Annotated in this window: 9 protein-coding genes; 4 read left to right on the forward strand and 5 right to left on the reverse strand. The window is 73.0% G+C overall.

The window, feature by feature from the left end; all coding sequences use genetic code 11:
- Positions 1-4: 4 nt before the first annotated feature.
- Positions 5-3634, forward strand: a complete 3630-nt coding sequence (locus CLV43_RS24720; RefSeq protein WP_146174892.1) for an nSTAND1 domain-containing NTPase — start codon at positions 5-7, stop codon at positions 3632-3634.
- Here CLV43_RS24720 and CLV43_RS24725 read toward each other — a convergent pair.
- Genes CLV43_RS24725 through CLV43_RS24745 form a run of 5 tightly spaced genes read right to left on the reverse strand, consistent with a single transcriptional unit; the run spans position 3555 to position 7888 of the window.
- Positions 3555-4259, reverse strand: a complete 705-nt coding sequence (locus CLV43_RS24725; protein WP_106189647.1) for a TIGR04282 family arsenosugar biosynthesis glycosyltransferase — start codon at positions 4257-4259, stop codon at positions 3555-3557. The genes CLV43_RS24720 and CLV43_RS24725 overlap by 80 nt on opposite strands.
- On the reverse strand, positions 4256-5086 hold the full coding sequence (locus CLV43_RS24730; RefSeq protein WP_106189648.1) for an SAM hydrolase/SAM-dependent halogenase family protein: 831 nt from the start codon (positions 5084-5086) through the stop codon (positions 4256-4258). Before CLV43_RS24730 ends, CLV43_RS24725 begins: the two co-directional genes overlap by 4 nt.
- 8 nt (positions 5087-5094) lie before the next feature.
- Positions 5095-5874, reverse strand: coding sequence for a glycosyltransferase family 2 protein (locus tag CLV43_RS24735; RefSeq protein ID WP_106189649.1), 780 nt, complete (start codon positions 5872-5874; stop codon positions 5095-5097).
- A 12-nt stretch (positions 5875-5886) separates the two neighbouring features.
- Positions 5887-6300 carry a hypothetical protein gene (locus tag CLV43_RS24740; protein ID WP_106189650.1) on the reverse strand — a complete coding sequence of 138 codons (414 nt, stop codon included), beginning with the start codon at positions 6298-6300 and terminating at the stop codon, positions 5887-5889.
- On the reverse strand, positions 6290-7888 hold the full coding sequence (locus tag CLV43_RS24745) for a glycosyltransferase (RefSeq protein ID WP_106189651.1): 1599 nt from the start codon (positions 7886-7888) through the stop codon (positions 6290-6292). Before CLV43_RS24745 ends, CLV43_RS24740 begins: the two co-directional genes overlap by 11 nt.
- A gap of 395 nt (positions 7889-8283) precedes the next feature.
- On the opposite strand from CLV43_RS24745, the gene CLV43_RS24750 reads away from it, so the two are divergent.
- The 3 genes from CLV43_RS24750 (at position 8284) to CLV43_RS24760 (ending at position 15235) form a co-directional block, all read left to right on the forward strand.
- Positions 8284-9354 carry a multicopper oxidase domain-containing protein gene (locus CLV43_RS24750; protein ID WP_425445770.1) on the forward strand — a complete coding sequence of 357 codons (1071 nt, stop codon included), beginning with the start codon at positions 8284-8286 and terminating at the stop codon, positions 9352-9354.
- A 96-nt stretch (positions 9355-9450) separates the two neighbouring features.
- Positions 9451-13350, forward strand: a complete 3900-nt coding sequence (locus tag CLV43_RS24755) for a ThuA domain-containing protein (RefSeq protein ID WP_106189652.1) — start codon at positions 9451-9453, stop codon at positions 13348-13350.
- A gap of 67 nt (positions 13351-13417) precedes the next feature.
- Positions 13418-15235, forward strand: coding sequence for a cupredoxin domain-containing protein (locus CLV43_RS24760; protein WP_245886924.1), 1818 nt, complete (start codon positions 13418-13420; stop codon positions 15233-15235).
- Positions 15236-15251: the final 16 nt, after the last annotated feature.

Genomic DNA, 15251 nt, shown 5'->3' on the forward strand with positions numbered 1-15251 from the left:
ACGCATGGTGGGGCCGGAGGGGATCAGGAGTCGGCGGGAGTTCGCGGAGGCGCTTACCGGGGTGCGGGTGGGGGTCGGGCTGACGGTGCGGCAGGTGGCGGTGCGGGCGGGGGCGGGTGGGGCGCACAGCACCGTGGGGGACTGGTTCTCGGGGAGGGGGTTGCCGTCGACGTCGTCGCGGGACCTGCTGGTGCGGGTGCTGCGGGCCTGCGGGGTGGTGGAGGCGGGACCGTGGTTGGAGGCGTGGCAACGGGTGCGGCTGGTGCCGGGGCCGCGGCCGGGTGGGGTCGAGCCGTACCGGGGGTTGGCGTCGTTCGACGCGGAGCACGCCGAGTGGTTCTTCGGGCGTGAGGCGCTGACCGCCGAGCTGGTGGCGTGCGTGCGGGCCGATGTCGAGGCGGGTGGGGGGATCCGGCTGGTCGTGGGGGCGTCCGGTTCCGGCAAGTCCTCGTTGCTGCGGGCCGGGTTGGTGCCCGCGATGAGTCCTGAGTGGACGATCCGGGTGATGGCGCCCGGCCCGCGTCCGGTGGAGGAGCTGGAGCGGGCCGGTGAGGCGCGGGTGCTCGTCGTGGACCAGTTCGAGGAGCTGTTCACGGCGGGTGCGGACGACCTCGGGCAGCGGGCGTTCGTGGAGGCGTTGCGGGAGCGCGCCGACGCGGGCGCGGTCGTGGTGATCGGATTGCGCGCGGACTTCTACGGCCAGGCCCTGAGCCACCCGGAGCTGGTCGCGGCGGTGCGGTCCGACCAGCTCGCCGTCGGGCCGATGACACGGGCCGAGCTGCGGCGGGCGATCGTGGAACCGGCGCGCAGGGCGGGGTTCGAGGTCGACGACGGGCTGGTCGAGGTGCTGCTGGTGGAGGCGGCGCCGCAAGCTCGGGAGGCCGCCGTGCTGCCCCTGTTGTCGCACGTCCTGTACGCGACGTGGCGGCACAGCACCGACCGGCGGCTGACCGTGGCCGACTACCGCCGGGTCGGCGGGGTGCACGAGGCCGTCGCGGCGACGGCCGACGACATCTACGAGAGCCTGGACGAGCCGCGGCGCGAGCTGACCCGGAGGCTGTTCCTGAGCCTGGTCAGCGTCGCGCCGGACATCGCCGACACCCGCCGCCGGGTCGACCGCGCCGAGCTGGTCGGCGACGTGCCGGGCGCGGCGGAGGTGCTGGACCGGTTCGTGGCGCAGCGCCTGGTCACGGCGGACGAGGACTCCGTGCGGCTCGGCCACGAGGCACTGCTGTGGGCGTGGCCGCTGTTGCGCGGCTGGCTGGACAACGACCGCGCGAGCCTGGTGGTCGGACGCCGGTTGGGCGAGGCGGCGGCCGCGTGGCACCACGAGAACCGCGATCCGACGGCGCTGTACCGGGGAACGCGGCTCGCCGTGGCGGAGGAGTGGGTCGACAACGGCGGAGTGCCGGGTGTGCTCGCCGCCGAGTTCCTGCGCCTGTCGGTGGACCGCGAACGCGCCGAGCGGCAGGCGGCCCGACGCCGCACCCGGAGGCTCCGCCGGTTCGTCGCGGGCCTGCTCGTGCTGGTGCTGCTCACCGCGGCCGCCGTCGCCTTCGCCCTGGACGGGCAGCGCGTGATCCGCGACCAGCGAGACACGGCCCTGGCGGGCAAGGTCGCCAACGAGGCGGTGCGGCTGCGGGCCGCCGACCCCGCGTCCGCCGCCCACCTGGCGCTCGCCTCCTACCGGGTCGCCTCCACGGTCGAGTCGCGATCCGCGCTGCTCAGCACCTCCGGCACGCCGTACGCGCGACGGCTCACCGACCACACCGGGTCGGTGCGCGCCACCACGTTCACCGCGGACGGCACGGTGCTGGCCACCGCCTCGCTGGACGGCACGATCCGCCTGTGGGAGGCGACCGACCCGCACCACCCCGCGTCGTCGGCTGTCGTCACCGCCCACACCGACGGCGTCACCTCCCTGGCTGTAGGGGACGGGCTGCTCGTCAGCGGTGGCGCGGACCGGGCCGCGCGGCTGTGGGACATCGGCGACCCGCGACGGCCCCGGTCGCTGGGCGTGGCCGCGGGTCACGAGAAGGGCGTGACGTCGGTGGCCCTGGGTGGTCACGTCCTCGCCACCGGGAGCCACGACGGCACCGTGCGGCTGTGGGACGTGACCGATCCGCTGTCCCCCAAGGGGTTCGGGGTGCTGGAGCGGCGGGAGGGCACGGTGCGCGCGGTGTTCTCGCCCGACGGCCGGACGCTGGCCGTGACCGGCGCCGACGGGGTCGTGGCGCTGTGGGACCTCACCGACCCGGCGGCCCCGCGAGGACCGGTCCGCCTGACCGGGCACACCGACCGGGTGCTCGGCGCCGCGTTCAGCCCGGACGGCACGATGCTCGCCAGCGGGAGCTTCGACAACACCGTGCGCCTGTGGGACGTGGCGAGCGGCACCGCCTTGGGTGTCCTCACGGGGCACGGCGGCGGTGTCGCGGCCATCGCGTTCGGCCCCGACGGCCACACCGTCGCCACCGGGAGCTACGACCTCGGCGTGGCCCTGTGGGACGTGAGCGACCCCGCCACGCCCAGCGCGCCCGTCACGCTGGCCGGGCACGCGGGCACCGTGTACGGCCTGGCGTTCGGCCCGGACGGCCGCGTCCTGGCCTCCGGCAGCGACGACGGCACCGCCCGGCTGTGGGACCTGCGGCAACCAGTGCTGGCGGGCAACAACGCCGAGGTGAACGCGGTCGCGTTCAGCCCCGACGGGCGGACCCTGGTCGGCGGCAGCTACCGGACCTCGCGGGTGTGGGACGTGACCGATCCGCACGCCGTCTCGCCGCGGTCCACGCTGGTCGGCCACACCGACGGCGTCCTCGCCGCGGTCTTCGCGCCGGGCGGCACCCTGCTCGCGACCGCGAGCCTCGACGGCACGGTGCGGCTGTGGGACCTGCGGACGGCCACGTCGTCGGCGACCGTCGAGGTCGGGGCCGGGAACCTCTTCGCGGCGGCGTTCTCGCCGGACGGGCGGACACTGGCGGTGGCGGGGGAGGCGCGCGAGGTGCACCTGCTGGACGTGTCCGACCCCTCGCACCCCGAGCAGGTCGGGCTCCTGTCCGGGCACACCGGTGCCGTGTCGGCGGTCGCGTTCGCCCCGGACGGCCGGACGCTCGCCACGGCGAGCCGGGACCGGACCGTGCGGCTGTGGGACGTGGCGGGCCGCACGACCGCGGCCGAGGTCGCCGACGACGCCAAGGCCGTGGCGTTCGCCCCCGACGGCCGGACGCTGGCGACGGGCGGTGCCGACCACTCCGTGCGGCTGCGCGACGTCGGCGACCCGACGCGGCCACCGCGGGTGCTCGTCGGCCACACCGACAGCGTCGCGGCGGTGGCGTTCAGCCCCGACGGCCGCACGCTCGCCTCCGGCAGCGGCGACCACACCGCCCGGCTGTGGGACGTGGCGAGCGGTGCGGCCGTGGCATCGTTGTCGGGGCACACCGACGCCGTCTACGCCGTGGCGTTCGCGCCGGACGGCCGGACGCTGGCCACCGGTGGCGACGACGCCACCGTCCGGCTGTGGGACACCGACGTCGACCGCGTGGCGTCGCGCGTCTGCGTCATGGCGGACCCGCCGCTGGACCGCGCGGCGTGGGACCGCCACTTCCCGAACGTCGGGTACCGGCCCCCGTGCCCGTAGCCCCCGGCGTCACCAGCGGTCGGCAGTACCGGCGCGCGTCCTCGCCGGTGTCGACGTCCGGCACTGCCGCCCCCGGCACGACACGGGCCCGGATCCCGTGGCGGGCGGCGGTGCCCAGCAGGGCGACCAGGGTGCCGGTGCTGCTCATCGGCACGTCGGCGAGCGCGTCGAACGGCCGGGAGGCGGACAGGGCCGAGTAGCCGCCGTCCGGTGCCGCCAGCACCGCCACCCCCGTGCCCGCCGCCAGGTCCGCGCACGCCGTGAGGTGCTCGGGGGTCAGCCCGACGAGGTCCGAGCCGACCAGGGTCACCACCCGGTGCCCCGCGGCCAGTCCCGCGGCGATCTCGTTGACCTGGCGGCGGGCGAACGTGCTGCCCGCCTGGCGGTGGGCGGCGGTGCGGGGGACACCCGGTACCGCGGCCAGCGCCGCGACCACCGCGTCCGGGTCGCCCGCGACCGCGAGCCGCACCGCGGCCCCGGTGCGGTGCGCGGCGAGCACCACGTCCGCCAGGCACCGCCGGTAGACGGCCACGGCCAGTGCGTCGCCGAGGTCGCGGCGCAGCCGGGTCTTGCTGTCCGGCGCGTCCGGTGGCCTGCACAGCACGACCACCAGGTGCCAGGTCATCCCGGCACCCGCGGGAGGTGCACCTCCACCGGCGCGTCCGGTGCCACGCCGAGCTCGGCGACCAGGCTGCCCCGGTTGAGCGCGAACGACAGCCGTCCCCGGCTGTTCGCGTACGCCAGCCGTCCGGTGGTCGCCACCTGGGAGAACGTCGTGCACCACGGCCAGCGGGCGCGTTCGCCGCCCACGGTGGCGTCCAGCGTCACCGGACCGTCCGGAGTGGACGGCAGGCCCAGTGCGGCGCTCGGGATGTTGGTCCACACGTTGCCGAACGCCCGGTCGATCCTGGCCACCCGCCCGACCAGTCCCGACTCGTGCCGGGTGAACGGCACGTCGGGCAGCCGCACCGGGTCGTCCACGACCGGCCCGACGTCGGCCAGCGGTGTGCCCGCGGCCAGGTGCGCGGCGCACGCGGCGACCACGTCGCGGCCGTACCAGGTGGGCGTCGGCGGGTGGTTCATCACGGCCGGGTTGGTGACCAGCCGCGCCTCGGCCACCCCGGAGGCGTCCAGCGCGCGGGTCAGCAGACCGTTGTCCGGGGCGACCAGCAGCTGCCCCTTGTCGTTGCGCACGGCCACGGTCGGCGTGCCCGACCCGGTCTCCGGGTAGACGTACGCGCAGATCACGGTGTGCTCGGGGAAGAACTCCGGGACGTCCTCCAGCATCAGCGCGCCCTCGACGACGTCGAACGCGGGTACCTGGTGGGTGATGTCGATGATCGTGACGCCGGGGCAGATCCGGCTCATCAGGCCCTTGCACAGCCCGGTGGCCTCGTCGTGCGTGCCGACGTCGGACAGGAACGCGACGACGCGCGGTGCGGCTTGCTCCATGACGGCTCCTAGATCGCGACGATGTGGTGGTCGGTGCGGTCCCGCCCCGGCCCGTACGGCGTGTGCCGCCGGTCGGGGTCGATGCGCGGGCCCAGGGACGGGTCGTCGAACGGGTTCCGGAACCGCTCGTGCCCGGCCGGACCGCCCCACTTCCGCTGGTAGTAGGCGAAGTTGGCGGCGTGCGTGACCCGGTTCTGCCGGTCCAGCTCCGGATGCCCGCGGATGGCGGCGCTGCCGAAGTGGCGCACCGCCGTGTCCGGGCAGTTCGCCTCGCGCAGCCCGGCGAGCGCCGCGCGGCGGGAGTGGTCCTCGTCCTCGCAGTAGATCGGGAACAGGTTCTGGTCCAGGCAGCCGAGCTCGTCGAACGCCACCCGGTTCATCGCGAAGCAGGCGTAGCCCAGGCTCGGCGCCCGTTCCCGGCGCGACAGCTCCACGCCCGCGCACGTGACGACGTAGTGCTCGGGGTGGGCCGCGGCGGTCGCGACGAGCCGGTCGACGTCACCGTCGGCGAACTCGACGTCGTCGTTGGCGAACAGCACCACGTCGGCCCACTCGAACGCCCGGACCATGCCCTCGTTCCAGCTGTTCGCGAGCCCCCGGTTCACGCCGTAGGGCAGGTACACGACGTCGGGGGAGGTGGCCACCCGCTCGCACGCGGCCACGACGGACGGTGTGGTGGAGTGCCGGAACACGTAGGTCGTCAGCGGTTGGAGCGACCTGCGCGCGGACTCGAAGGGCGCCGTCCCGAACGGCAGCCCGTAGGCGACGACGACCAGTGCGACGTCCACCGCGGCCCCGCCTCAGTCCGCCATGATCCGGACGGCGGACGGTTCCGCGGGTGGCGGTAGGACGATCCCCGTCGGCGCGACGGGCCGCAGCACGACGCGGACGGTGCTCACCGCGCCGGGCGGCGCCCCGAGGTCCGGGTACGACGCGCGGGCCTCGGAGCCGGGGAACCGCAGCACCAGGTTCATGTCCACTGTGGACTCGGTGATCTGGTAGCACGGTGGCAGCGCCCCCGCCGCGAGCCGGTCGGTGTCGGGCATCCCGTCGGCGGCCTCGGCGTCGATCGCGAGCTGGGCCTGCCCGATGGCGCGGGCGAGGGCGCCGACCACCTCGGCCAGCGGCAGGTCGCCGGTGGCCTGGTCGGTGGCGGGCGCGAAGGTGATGGTCTCCACGACGGCCTCGAAGCCGCGGGTGTGGTCAACCTGCATCGGTCATCTCCTGGTGTGCGAGGTGGGACTCCGCCGTGCGTCGGGCGAGGGCGGGGTTGATCAGGACCTGGCGGGCGAGGGCGACGGCGTCGCGCGCCGCCTCCGGGAACGGGGAGCCGCCCACGTACGGGACACCCGCGCGGGCGGCGGCGAGCACGACCTCGGCGGGCAGCTCGCCGAGCGGGTCGAACACGAGCGAGGCGCCGGCGACCCGGTCGGTGGTCCGCAGGGCGGGGAAGATCCGCCGCAGGGCGGCGACGTCGGCGTTCGGGCCCGCGACCACGGTGTGCGGCGCCGCCCCGGCGGGCACGCCGAGGCGGTGGCGCGGATCGGTGCGCGGCCTGCCGTCGGCGAACCTGGCGACCGTCAGCGTCACGGTGGTGGGCCCGGCGCGCCGGACGACCGCCTCGCCCGCGCGCGGCCCGCGTTCGGGGAGGGCGGCGAGCAGGGAGTCCCACCGCCGCACGATCGGTCCCCACGCGTAGGCGCGGGCGAACTCCCGTGCCGCGGCGGAGCTCGCGCGCCACGCCACCCGGTCGTCGTGGAGGCGGGCGAGCAGGCGGACGGCGTCCTCGACGTCGACCAGGCCGCGGCGGATGCCGTGCTCGTCCTCGAACCAGTCGCCGACCGCGATCGCCCCGCCGTGGCCCGCGACCAGCTCGTGGCTCGCGCTGTAGGCGCCCGCCAGCGGCACCGCCCCGGCCGCGGCGGCCTGGAGCGTGGGCAGCCCGAACCCCTCGCCGAGCGAGGCCAGCAGGTGCACGTCGGCCGCCCGGTACAGCGCCGCCAGCGCACGTGCGGACAGCCCGCCGCCGCGACGCATCCGGAACCCCTCGGTGAACCGGACACGGCCGCCCAGACCCAGGCGGGCCACGTCGGCGCGCAGGTCGTAGGAGTAGTTCGCGGCGTCCCGGCCGTCGTCGGGGTCCGTGTGCAGGTGCAGCACGGCGTCCGGACGGCCCTCGGCGAACGCGGCGAACACGTCCAGCAGGCGCGGCAGCATCTTGCGCGGCTGGTTGCGGCTGTCCGACAGGACCACGAACCTCCCGGCCAGCCCGACGGCGGCCTTGGCGCGCTCGCGGTCGCGGGGCGGCCGGAACACCGCCAGGTCCACGCCGTGCGGCTGGTACTCGACCGGGATGGCGTCCCGCGCCGCGACCGCGACGCCGTAGCGGCTCATGGCGACCGGCAGGTCCACGTCGCGGAGCACGGCGGCCCAGTCCGCGGGCAGCCTCCCGTCGGGCCGGGCACCGTCGACGGGGAAGTACAGGACCACCGGCACCGCGTGCAGGTCCACCAGACGGCGGACCTCCGGGGTGATGATCTCCGGCACCCAGGGGACGTCCGCGAGCAGCACGATCGCGTCGGGCCTGCGTTCGAGGAGGTAGGCGTACAGGGCGTCCGAGCCGAGGTGGTGCCTGCGGACGGGGTGCAGGGTGGTGCCGTGCCGGCGGCGTCCGCGGGTGGTCTGCCAGCCCACGACGTCCACGTCGTGCCCGAGCCGGGCGAGCCCGGCGCAGACGAACCGGGTGACGGTCCCGAACCCGGACGGGGTGTCCGGGCTGTCCGAGATCCACAGCAGTCGCATGTCCGCCGCGTCCTTTCCTCCGCTCGTCGGTGCGACGACGATCGGGCACCGCGCAACGGCGGGGGAAGGTGTGGGGAGTTATCCGGACAAGGCCGTACGGGGTGTCGGGCGGCCGGATGCCCGCGATATGACAAGAGCTGTCCGGTCCATTGGGCCACTTGGCTCTACACTTTTGTCTGGAACATGCATAAGTTTCGAATGGTTGATGCAGAAGTGCCGCAGGATCCACTGTCCTGAGCGCGGGCAAACAACGTCGGCGAGTGTCCGGCGGATGGTGCCCCGAGAGCGGAAAAGCCTATTCCCACAATTGCCGTACCACCGTGCCCTCATGCCGACTTCCGGGTTCAGGAACTCCCAGTCCCGTTCTGAACCGATTCCAGTCGACCGGATGGAGAATGATGGACGAGCGCACTCGGCCCGGCTGGCTCTCGGCACTGGTGTCCCGTCGTTCGGTGCTGGCCACCGGGGCGGCGGGGCTGGCGGCGCCGGTGGCGATGACCCTTGGTGTCGCGGCACCCTACGAGTCCGCCACGGCGCAGACGGGCACCGTCCGGAAGGTCGCGATCTACGCGGAGGCACTGCCCGGAAACCTGTACGGGTACGGTCTCGCACCTGGTCAGGCGACGATTCCCGGACCTGTCCTGGAGATCTACGAGGGTGACACGCTCGAAATCACGCTCGTCAACAACACCGACCGGCGGATGTCCATCCACCCGCACGGCGTGGACTACAGCGTGGAGTCCGACGGAAGCCCGCTCAACGCCTCTTTCAACAATCCCGGTGAGACCCGCACCTACATTTGGCGCTCACGGGAGATGTTCGCCGCCGCCGGAAGGCGCTGGATGCCCGGAAGTGCCGGCTACTGGCATTATCACGACCACGCGATGGGCACCGACCACGGCACGTTGGGGATCGCGCGGGGCCTCTACGGGGCGCTGGTCGTGCGCCGCCGCGGCGACATCCTGCCGGACAAGCAGTTCACCGCCGTGTTCAACGAGATGTCGATCAACAACCAGGTCGCGCCGAACACGCCGATCTTCGAGGCGAACCTCGGCCAGCGGGTGGAGTGGATCGCGATCGGCCACGGCAACCAGTTCCACACCTTCCACCTGCACGCGCACCGGTGGGCGGACAACCGCACCGGCATGCTCGAAGGCCCGACCGACCCCAGCCAGGTGGTCGACAACAAGGACCTCAACCCCGGCAGCTCGTTCGGGTTCCAGGTGCTGGCGGGCGAGGGCGTCGGACCCGGTGCCTGGATGTACCACTGCCACGTGCAGAACCACTCGGAGACCGGGATGTCCGGGATCTTCCTCGTGCGCACGGCCGACGGCGGGATGCCGCCCGGCGCGCAGGAGGCCATCGACCGGTTCCGCGGGCACCAGCACGGCACCGCGGGCGCGCAGGCGGCCGAGCCGACGCAGGGCTCGGCCGAGGGGCAGCACCAACACTCGCCATCACGATGACCTCGTGGCCCGGCCACGGCTAAGGAGTGAGGGATGGGGCCAAGGACGTCTCCACGCCGGTATCGCGGGAGGACCGGCCGGAAAGCGTTGTTGACGATGATCGCCGCGGTGGTGGTCGTGGGCGGGTCGCTGACCCCGGTGACCGCCGGCACGGCCCAACCGTCGCCCGCGCCCGCGGCCACCGCCGCGACGTCGGTGTCCGTCCTCGTCTTCCACGGGGCCGCGGCCGAGCAGCAGGACCCCGTCGACCAGGCGGTCGCGGCGATCGAGGAGATCGGCGCGGCGAACGGCATCGGGGTGCGGGAGTCGTCCGACCCCGCCGCGTTCACCGCGGAGAACCTCGCGAAGTACCGCGGTGTGGTGTTCCTGTCCGCGAAGGGCGTCACCCTCAGCGCGGACCAGGAAGCCGTGCTGCAGGCCTACCTGAAGGCCGGTGGCGGGTTCCTCGGCGTGGCCGACGCGGCCAAGGCGCAGGAGCAGTCGACCTGGTTCACCGGCCTGATCGGCACCCGGCCGGTCGGCAGCGAGCCCGTGGTGGAGACCGTCACGGCCAGCGGGGAGAACCCGCCGAACGAGACCAAGGAGAAGCTGACCGACGGCAACCCGAGCACCAAGTGGCTCGCCCGCACCCCGACGGGCTGGGTGGCCTACCGGCTGCGCGCCGCCGCCGCGGCGAAGCGCTACACGCTCACCTCGGCCAACGACTCCCAGGGCCGCGACCCGAAGGACTGGACGCTGCAGGGCTCCGCGGACGGCACGACCTGGACCGACCTCGACCGCCGGACCGGGCAGACCTTCCCGGAACGCCTGCAGACCCGGACGTTCGACATCACCGACCCGAAGCCGTTCCAGCACTACCGGCTGAACGTCACGGCCAACTCCGGTGAGCCGCTGCTGCAGCTCGCCGACCTCCGGCTGGTCTCCGGCGAGGCACCGCCGACGCCGGACGTGCAGGAGTCCGTGGTGGACGTCCTCGACCGGCAGCACCCCGCCACCGCGGGTCTGCCGCTCACCGTCAAGCGTTCCGACCGCTGGTACAACTGGGAGCCGAACCCGGTCGGGATCGTGCACACCGTCGCCCAGGTCGAGGAGTGGCACCACAACCCCGGCCAGGGCGCGAACGGGCCGTTCCACCCGGTGTCCTGGTGCCGCGACTACGAGGGCGGGCGGTCCTTCTACACCGGCATGGGCCACACCGAGGACAGCTTCCGCGAGGAGGCGTTCCGCGGGCACCTGGCCGGAGCCCTGAAGTGGACGACCGGTCTGGTGCGCGGAGACTGCCAGGCCACCATCGCCGCGAACTACAAGGTCGAGCGGCTGACCGCGGCCAACCAGACCGGTCAGCTCGACCAGATCGGCGAGCCGCACGGCCTCACCGTCGCCTCCGACGGCACGGTGTTCTACGTCGGCAAGGCGGCCTGCCCGAGCGGCGCGGTCGTCGACTGGACCAACCCGAACGTGGGCCTGGGCTGCGGCACGATCCACCAGTACAAGCCCGACACGGGGAAGGTCTCGCTGCTGGCGACGCTGCCCGTGATGGGCAACCGCGGCAGCGGGTCCGAGCTGGTCAAGAACGAGGAGGGCCTGCTGGGCATCGTGCCCGACCCGGCCTTCGCCGAGAACGGCTGGCTCTACGTCTACTGGATGCCGCACGACACCGTCGACCGGGAGAAGCGGACCGGCAAGCGGACGATCTCACGGCTCACCTACGACCGGACCGCGCAGACGATCGACCTCGCCACCCGCAAGGACCTGCTCCAGTGGGAGGTCCAGCAGCACAGCTGCTGCCACGCGGGCGGCGGCATGGCCTTCGACGCCAAGGGGAACCTGTACGTCGGCTCCGGTGACAGCAACTCCTCGCAGGGCTCCGACGGCTACTCCGGCAACAACTGGACGGCGGAGTGGCAGGGACTGTCCTTCCAGGACGCCCGGCGCACGGCGGGCAACACCAACGACCTGAACGGCAAGATCATCCGGATCCACCCGGAGCCGGACGCCACCTACACGATCCCGACGGGCAACCTGTTCCCGCCAGGCACGGACAAGACCCGCCCGGAGATCTACGTGATGGGCGTGCGCAACATCTCGCGCCTCCAGATCGACCCGGTCACCCAGTGGCTGACCGCCGCGTGGGTCGGCCCGGACGCCACCGCGCCCAGCCCCGACCTCGGTCCGGCCAAGTACGAGACGGCGACGATCATCACCGAGGCCGGCAACCACGGGTGGCCGTACTGCATGGGCAACAAGCAGCCCTACCGCGACCGCAGCAACACCGACGCGACGAAGCTGACCGGGTGGTACGACTGCGACGCGCCGAAGAACAACTCGCCGCGCAACACCGGGCTGGTCGACCTGCCTCCGGTCAAGAACAACATGATCTGGTACTCGCCCGGCGGTGGCGGCCCGGTGTTCCCGGCGCGTCCGGACGGCAGCGGCGTGCCGACGTACAAGGCGGCCGACGCCGTGTACACCCAGCCGTACCTGACCGGTGGGGGACAGGCGGTCATGACCGGCCCGACCTACCACCGGGAGCTCGCGGACACCGGCAGCGGGGTCGCGTGGCCGGAGTACTGGGACGACAAGTGGTTCATCGGTGACGAGTCGAACCCGGCCAACCGGATCGCGGTGACCGTCGACCCGGCCGGTGTCCCGACCGCCGCACCACCGGTCTTCGCCGAGTCGTTGCGCGCGATCATCCCGAACGGCAACGGCAACGACCGGCTGCAGAGCTGGATGGACGCGAAGTTCGGCAAGGACGGCGCGCTCTACCTGCTCGACTACGGCGGCGGGTTCTTCACCCTGCACCCGAACCAGAAGCTGATCCGGATCTCCTACCAGGGAGGGGCGAAGACCCCGGTGCCGACCGCGAAGTCCGTCGAGGTGCAGAACAAGCCGCTCACCATCGGGTTCACCGGTTCCCGCTCCGGTGGAGCGTCCTACCGCTGGGACTTCGGCGACGGCTCGTCGTCGACCGAGGCCGACCCGCGGCACACCTACGCCAGGGTCGGGAGCTACCAGGCCAAGCTGACCGTGACCTACGCGGACGGGGAGACCCAGGTCGTCCCGGTCGCCGTGACCGTAGGCTGCGCGGTGGCGGACAACCGCGACATGGTGTGGGTCGGCGACTCGGACTCGGGCGTGGCCAACAAGTCCGTCGGCGGCGGGTGCACGATCAACGACCTGATCGACGACGAGAGCCAGTGGCCCGACCACGGCGCCTTCGTCCGGCACGCCACGGCCGTAGCCGACCAGCTGCAACACGACGGCGTGATCACCGGCCGCGAGAACGGCGCGATCGTCCGCACCGCGGCGGGCTCGGACGTCGGCAAGCCGGGGAACACCGGGTACGAACCGATCTTCGACGGCACCGCGCAGTCCTTGCAGGGCTGGGAACAGGCGCCGAGCGGGTCGTTCTCGATCCAACCGGACGGCACGCTGCGCTCCGCGGGCGGGCTGGGCATGCTCTGGTACGCGCGCAAGCAGTACGGTGACTTCTCGGTGCGCCTGCAGTTCCGCGACATGGCACCGGAGGGCGGCCGCGCCAACACCGGCGTGTTCACCAGGTTCCCGGACCCGCGCACCCCGCTCGCCCAACGCCCGCCGGGCAGCTGCGGGACCGTGGGGTCGGCGCGGACCTCGCAGGCGTGGGTCGCGATCTTCTGCGGGCACGAGGTCCAGATCTACGACGGCGCCACGGGCGAGCCGCAGAAGACGGGGTCGATCTACAACTTCGACCCGGTCGGGCTGCCCCAGGCGGGCGTGCCGCCGAAGGGCCAGTGGAACAACTACGAGGTCCGGGTGGTCGGGCAGCACTACACGGTCCTCCGCGAGGGCGTGGTGATCAACGAGTTCGACAACACGCCGGGGAAGCAGTCCTCCAGGGCGGGTGACCCGCCCACGGACCTGCGCCAGTTCACCGAGGGGTTCCTGGGGCTGCAGAACCACAGCGACAACGACGTGATCGATTTCCGCAACATCCGCGTGCGGTCGCTGTAGTGGTCCACGGCCGGCCGGTGCGCGTTCGGGCGCACCGGCCGGCCACCGCACTCGGGAAAGGTGCAGCATGTTCCGACGTCTGATCGCCGGTGCGACGACCGCGTTGCTGTGGATGTCGCTGACAACCGTCGTCCCGGCCTCCGCGGCGCCGGAGCTGCCCGACTCCGCCGTCGCCCTGGAGCAGGTCCTGACCTGGACGGCCGACAACGACATCACCCGGTACAAGTCGGCGCCCACCACGGCATTGGCGGGGGAGACGAAGGTCGTCTGGGAGAACAGCGAGGCGACCGGCAACACGACGGGCATGCCGCACACGCTGACCTTCGACACCTCGACCGAGGGCTACAACCACGACGTCGACCTGAACGTCCTGGCCAACCCGTTCGACACCCAGAACGGCAGGCACGAGGCCACCATCACGCTCACCCCCGGCAAGTACCGGTACTTCTGCTCGATCCCGGGGCACAGCTCGATGGTCGGCGAGCTCACGGTCACCGCCGCGGGCGAGGACGTCACCCCGCCGACGGTGTCCGCGGTCGTCACCGGCCAGAAGAACGCCGGTGGCGAGTTCCTCGGCTCCGCCACGGTCACCGTGAACGCCTCCGACGCGGGCTCCGGTGTGCAGCTCGTCGAGCAGGACCTGGACGGCGCCGGGTTCACCCCCTACACCCAGCCGGTCACCGTCACCGCGCTCGGCGACCACTCCGCGCGCTACCGGGCGACCGACCGGGCGGGCAACACCTCCGCGGCGGGCTCGGTGTCCTTCCGCGTCGTCGCACCGCCTTCCGACACCACTCCGCCCGTCGTGTCCGCCGATGTGAGCGGTACCAAGGACTCCAGCGGGAACTACGTGGGCAAGGCGACGGTGACGATCACCGCGACGGACGCCGATTCCGGTGTGGCGTCTCGGGAGTACCTGACGCATTCGGGTGCGTGGACGGTGTACACGGCGCCGTTCGAGGTGACGGAGGTCGGGTCGCACATGGTGCACTTCCGGGCGACGGACCGGGCGGGGAACGTGTCGTCGGAGGGGATGGTCAGCTTCACGGTGGTGGCGCCGCAGCCGAGCGACACCACGCCGCCGGTGGTGTCGGCGGCTGTCACCGGGACCAAGGACTCCAGCGGGAACTACGTCGGCAAGGCAACGGTCACGATCACCGCGACGGACGCCGATTCCGGTGTGGCGTCTCGGGAGTACCAGACGCACTCCGGCACGTGGACGGTGTACACGGCGCCGTTCGAGGTGACCGAGGTCGGGTCGCACATGGTGCACTTCCGCGCGACGGACCGGGCGGGGAACGTGTCTCCGGAAGGGATGGTCAGCTTCACCGTCGTCGCGCCGCAGCCGAGCGACACCACGCCACCCACGACGTCCGCGGTGGTGTCGGGCACCACGACCCCGAGCGGTGCCTACGTCGACCGGGCGACGGTGACGGTCACCGCGACGGACGCGGAGTCCGGTGTGCGGCTCGTCGAGGTCGCGGTGGACGGCGGGGCGTGGGCGCCGTACTCGGCGGCGGTCGTGGTGACCGTCCTCGGCGCGCACACCGTGCGGTACCGGGCCACCGACAACGCGGGCAACGCCGCCGCGGAGCGGTCGGTGACCTTCACCGTCGTCCAGGGCGGGTCCGACGCCTGCCCCGGTTCCGACGAACGCCCGACCGTGGTCATCGGCCAGGACGACACCGGGGTCGCGAACGTCGACACCGGCAACGGCTGCACCATCAGCGACCTCGTCGACCAGCACCGCGGCTACCCGGACCACGGCGCGTTTGTCCGGCACGTCGAACAGGTCACCGACGCCCTCGTCGGCAGCGGTGCGCTGACCCGCAGGCAGCAGGTCGTCATCGTGCGCGCGGCCTCGCGATCCGACATCGGCAGGTAGCTTCGCAGAGCAGGGA

Source organism: Umezawaea tangerina, from assembly GCF_003002815.1.
Lineage (GTDB): Bacteria > Actinomycetota > Actinomycetes > Mycobacteriales > Pseudonocardiaceae > Umezawaea > Umezawaea tangerina.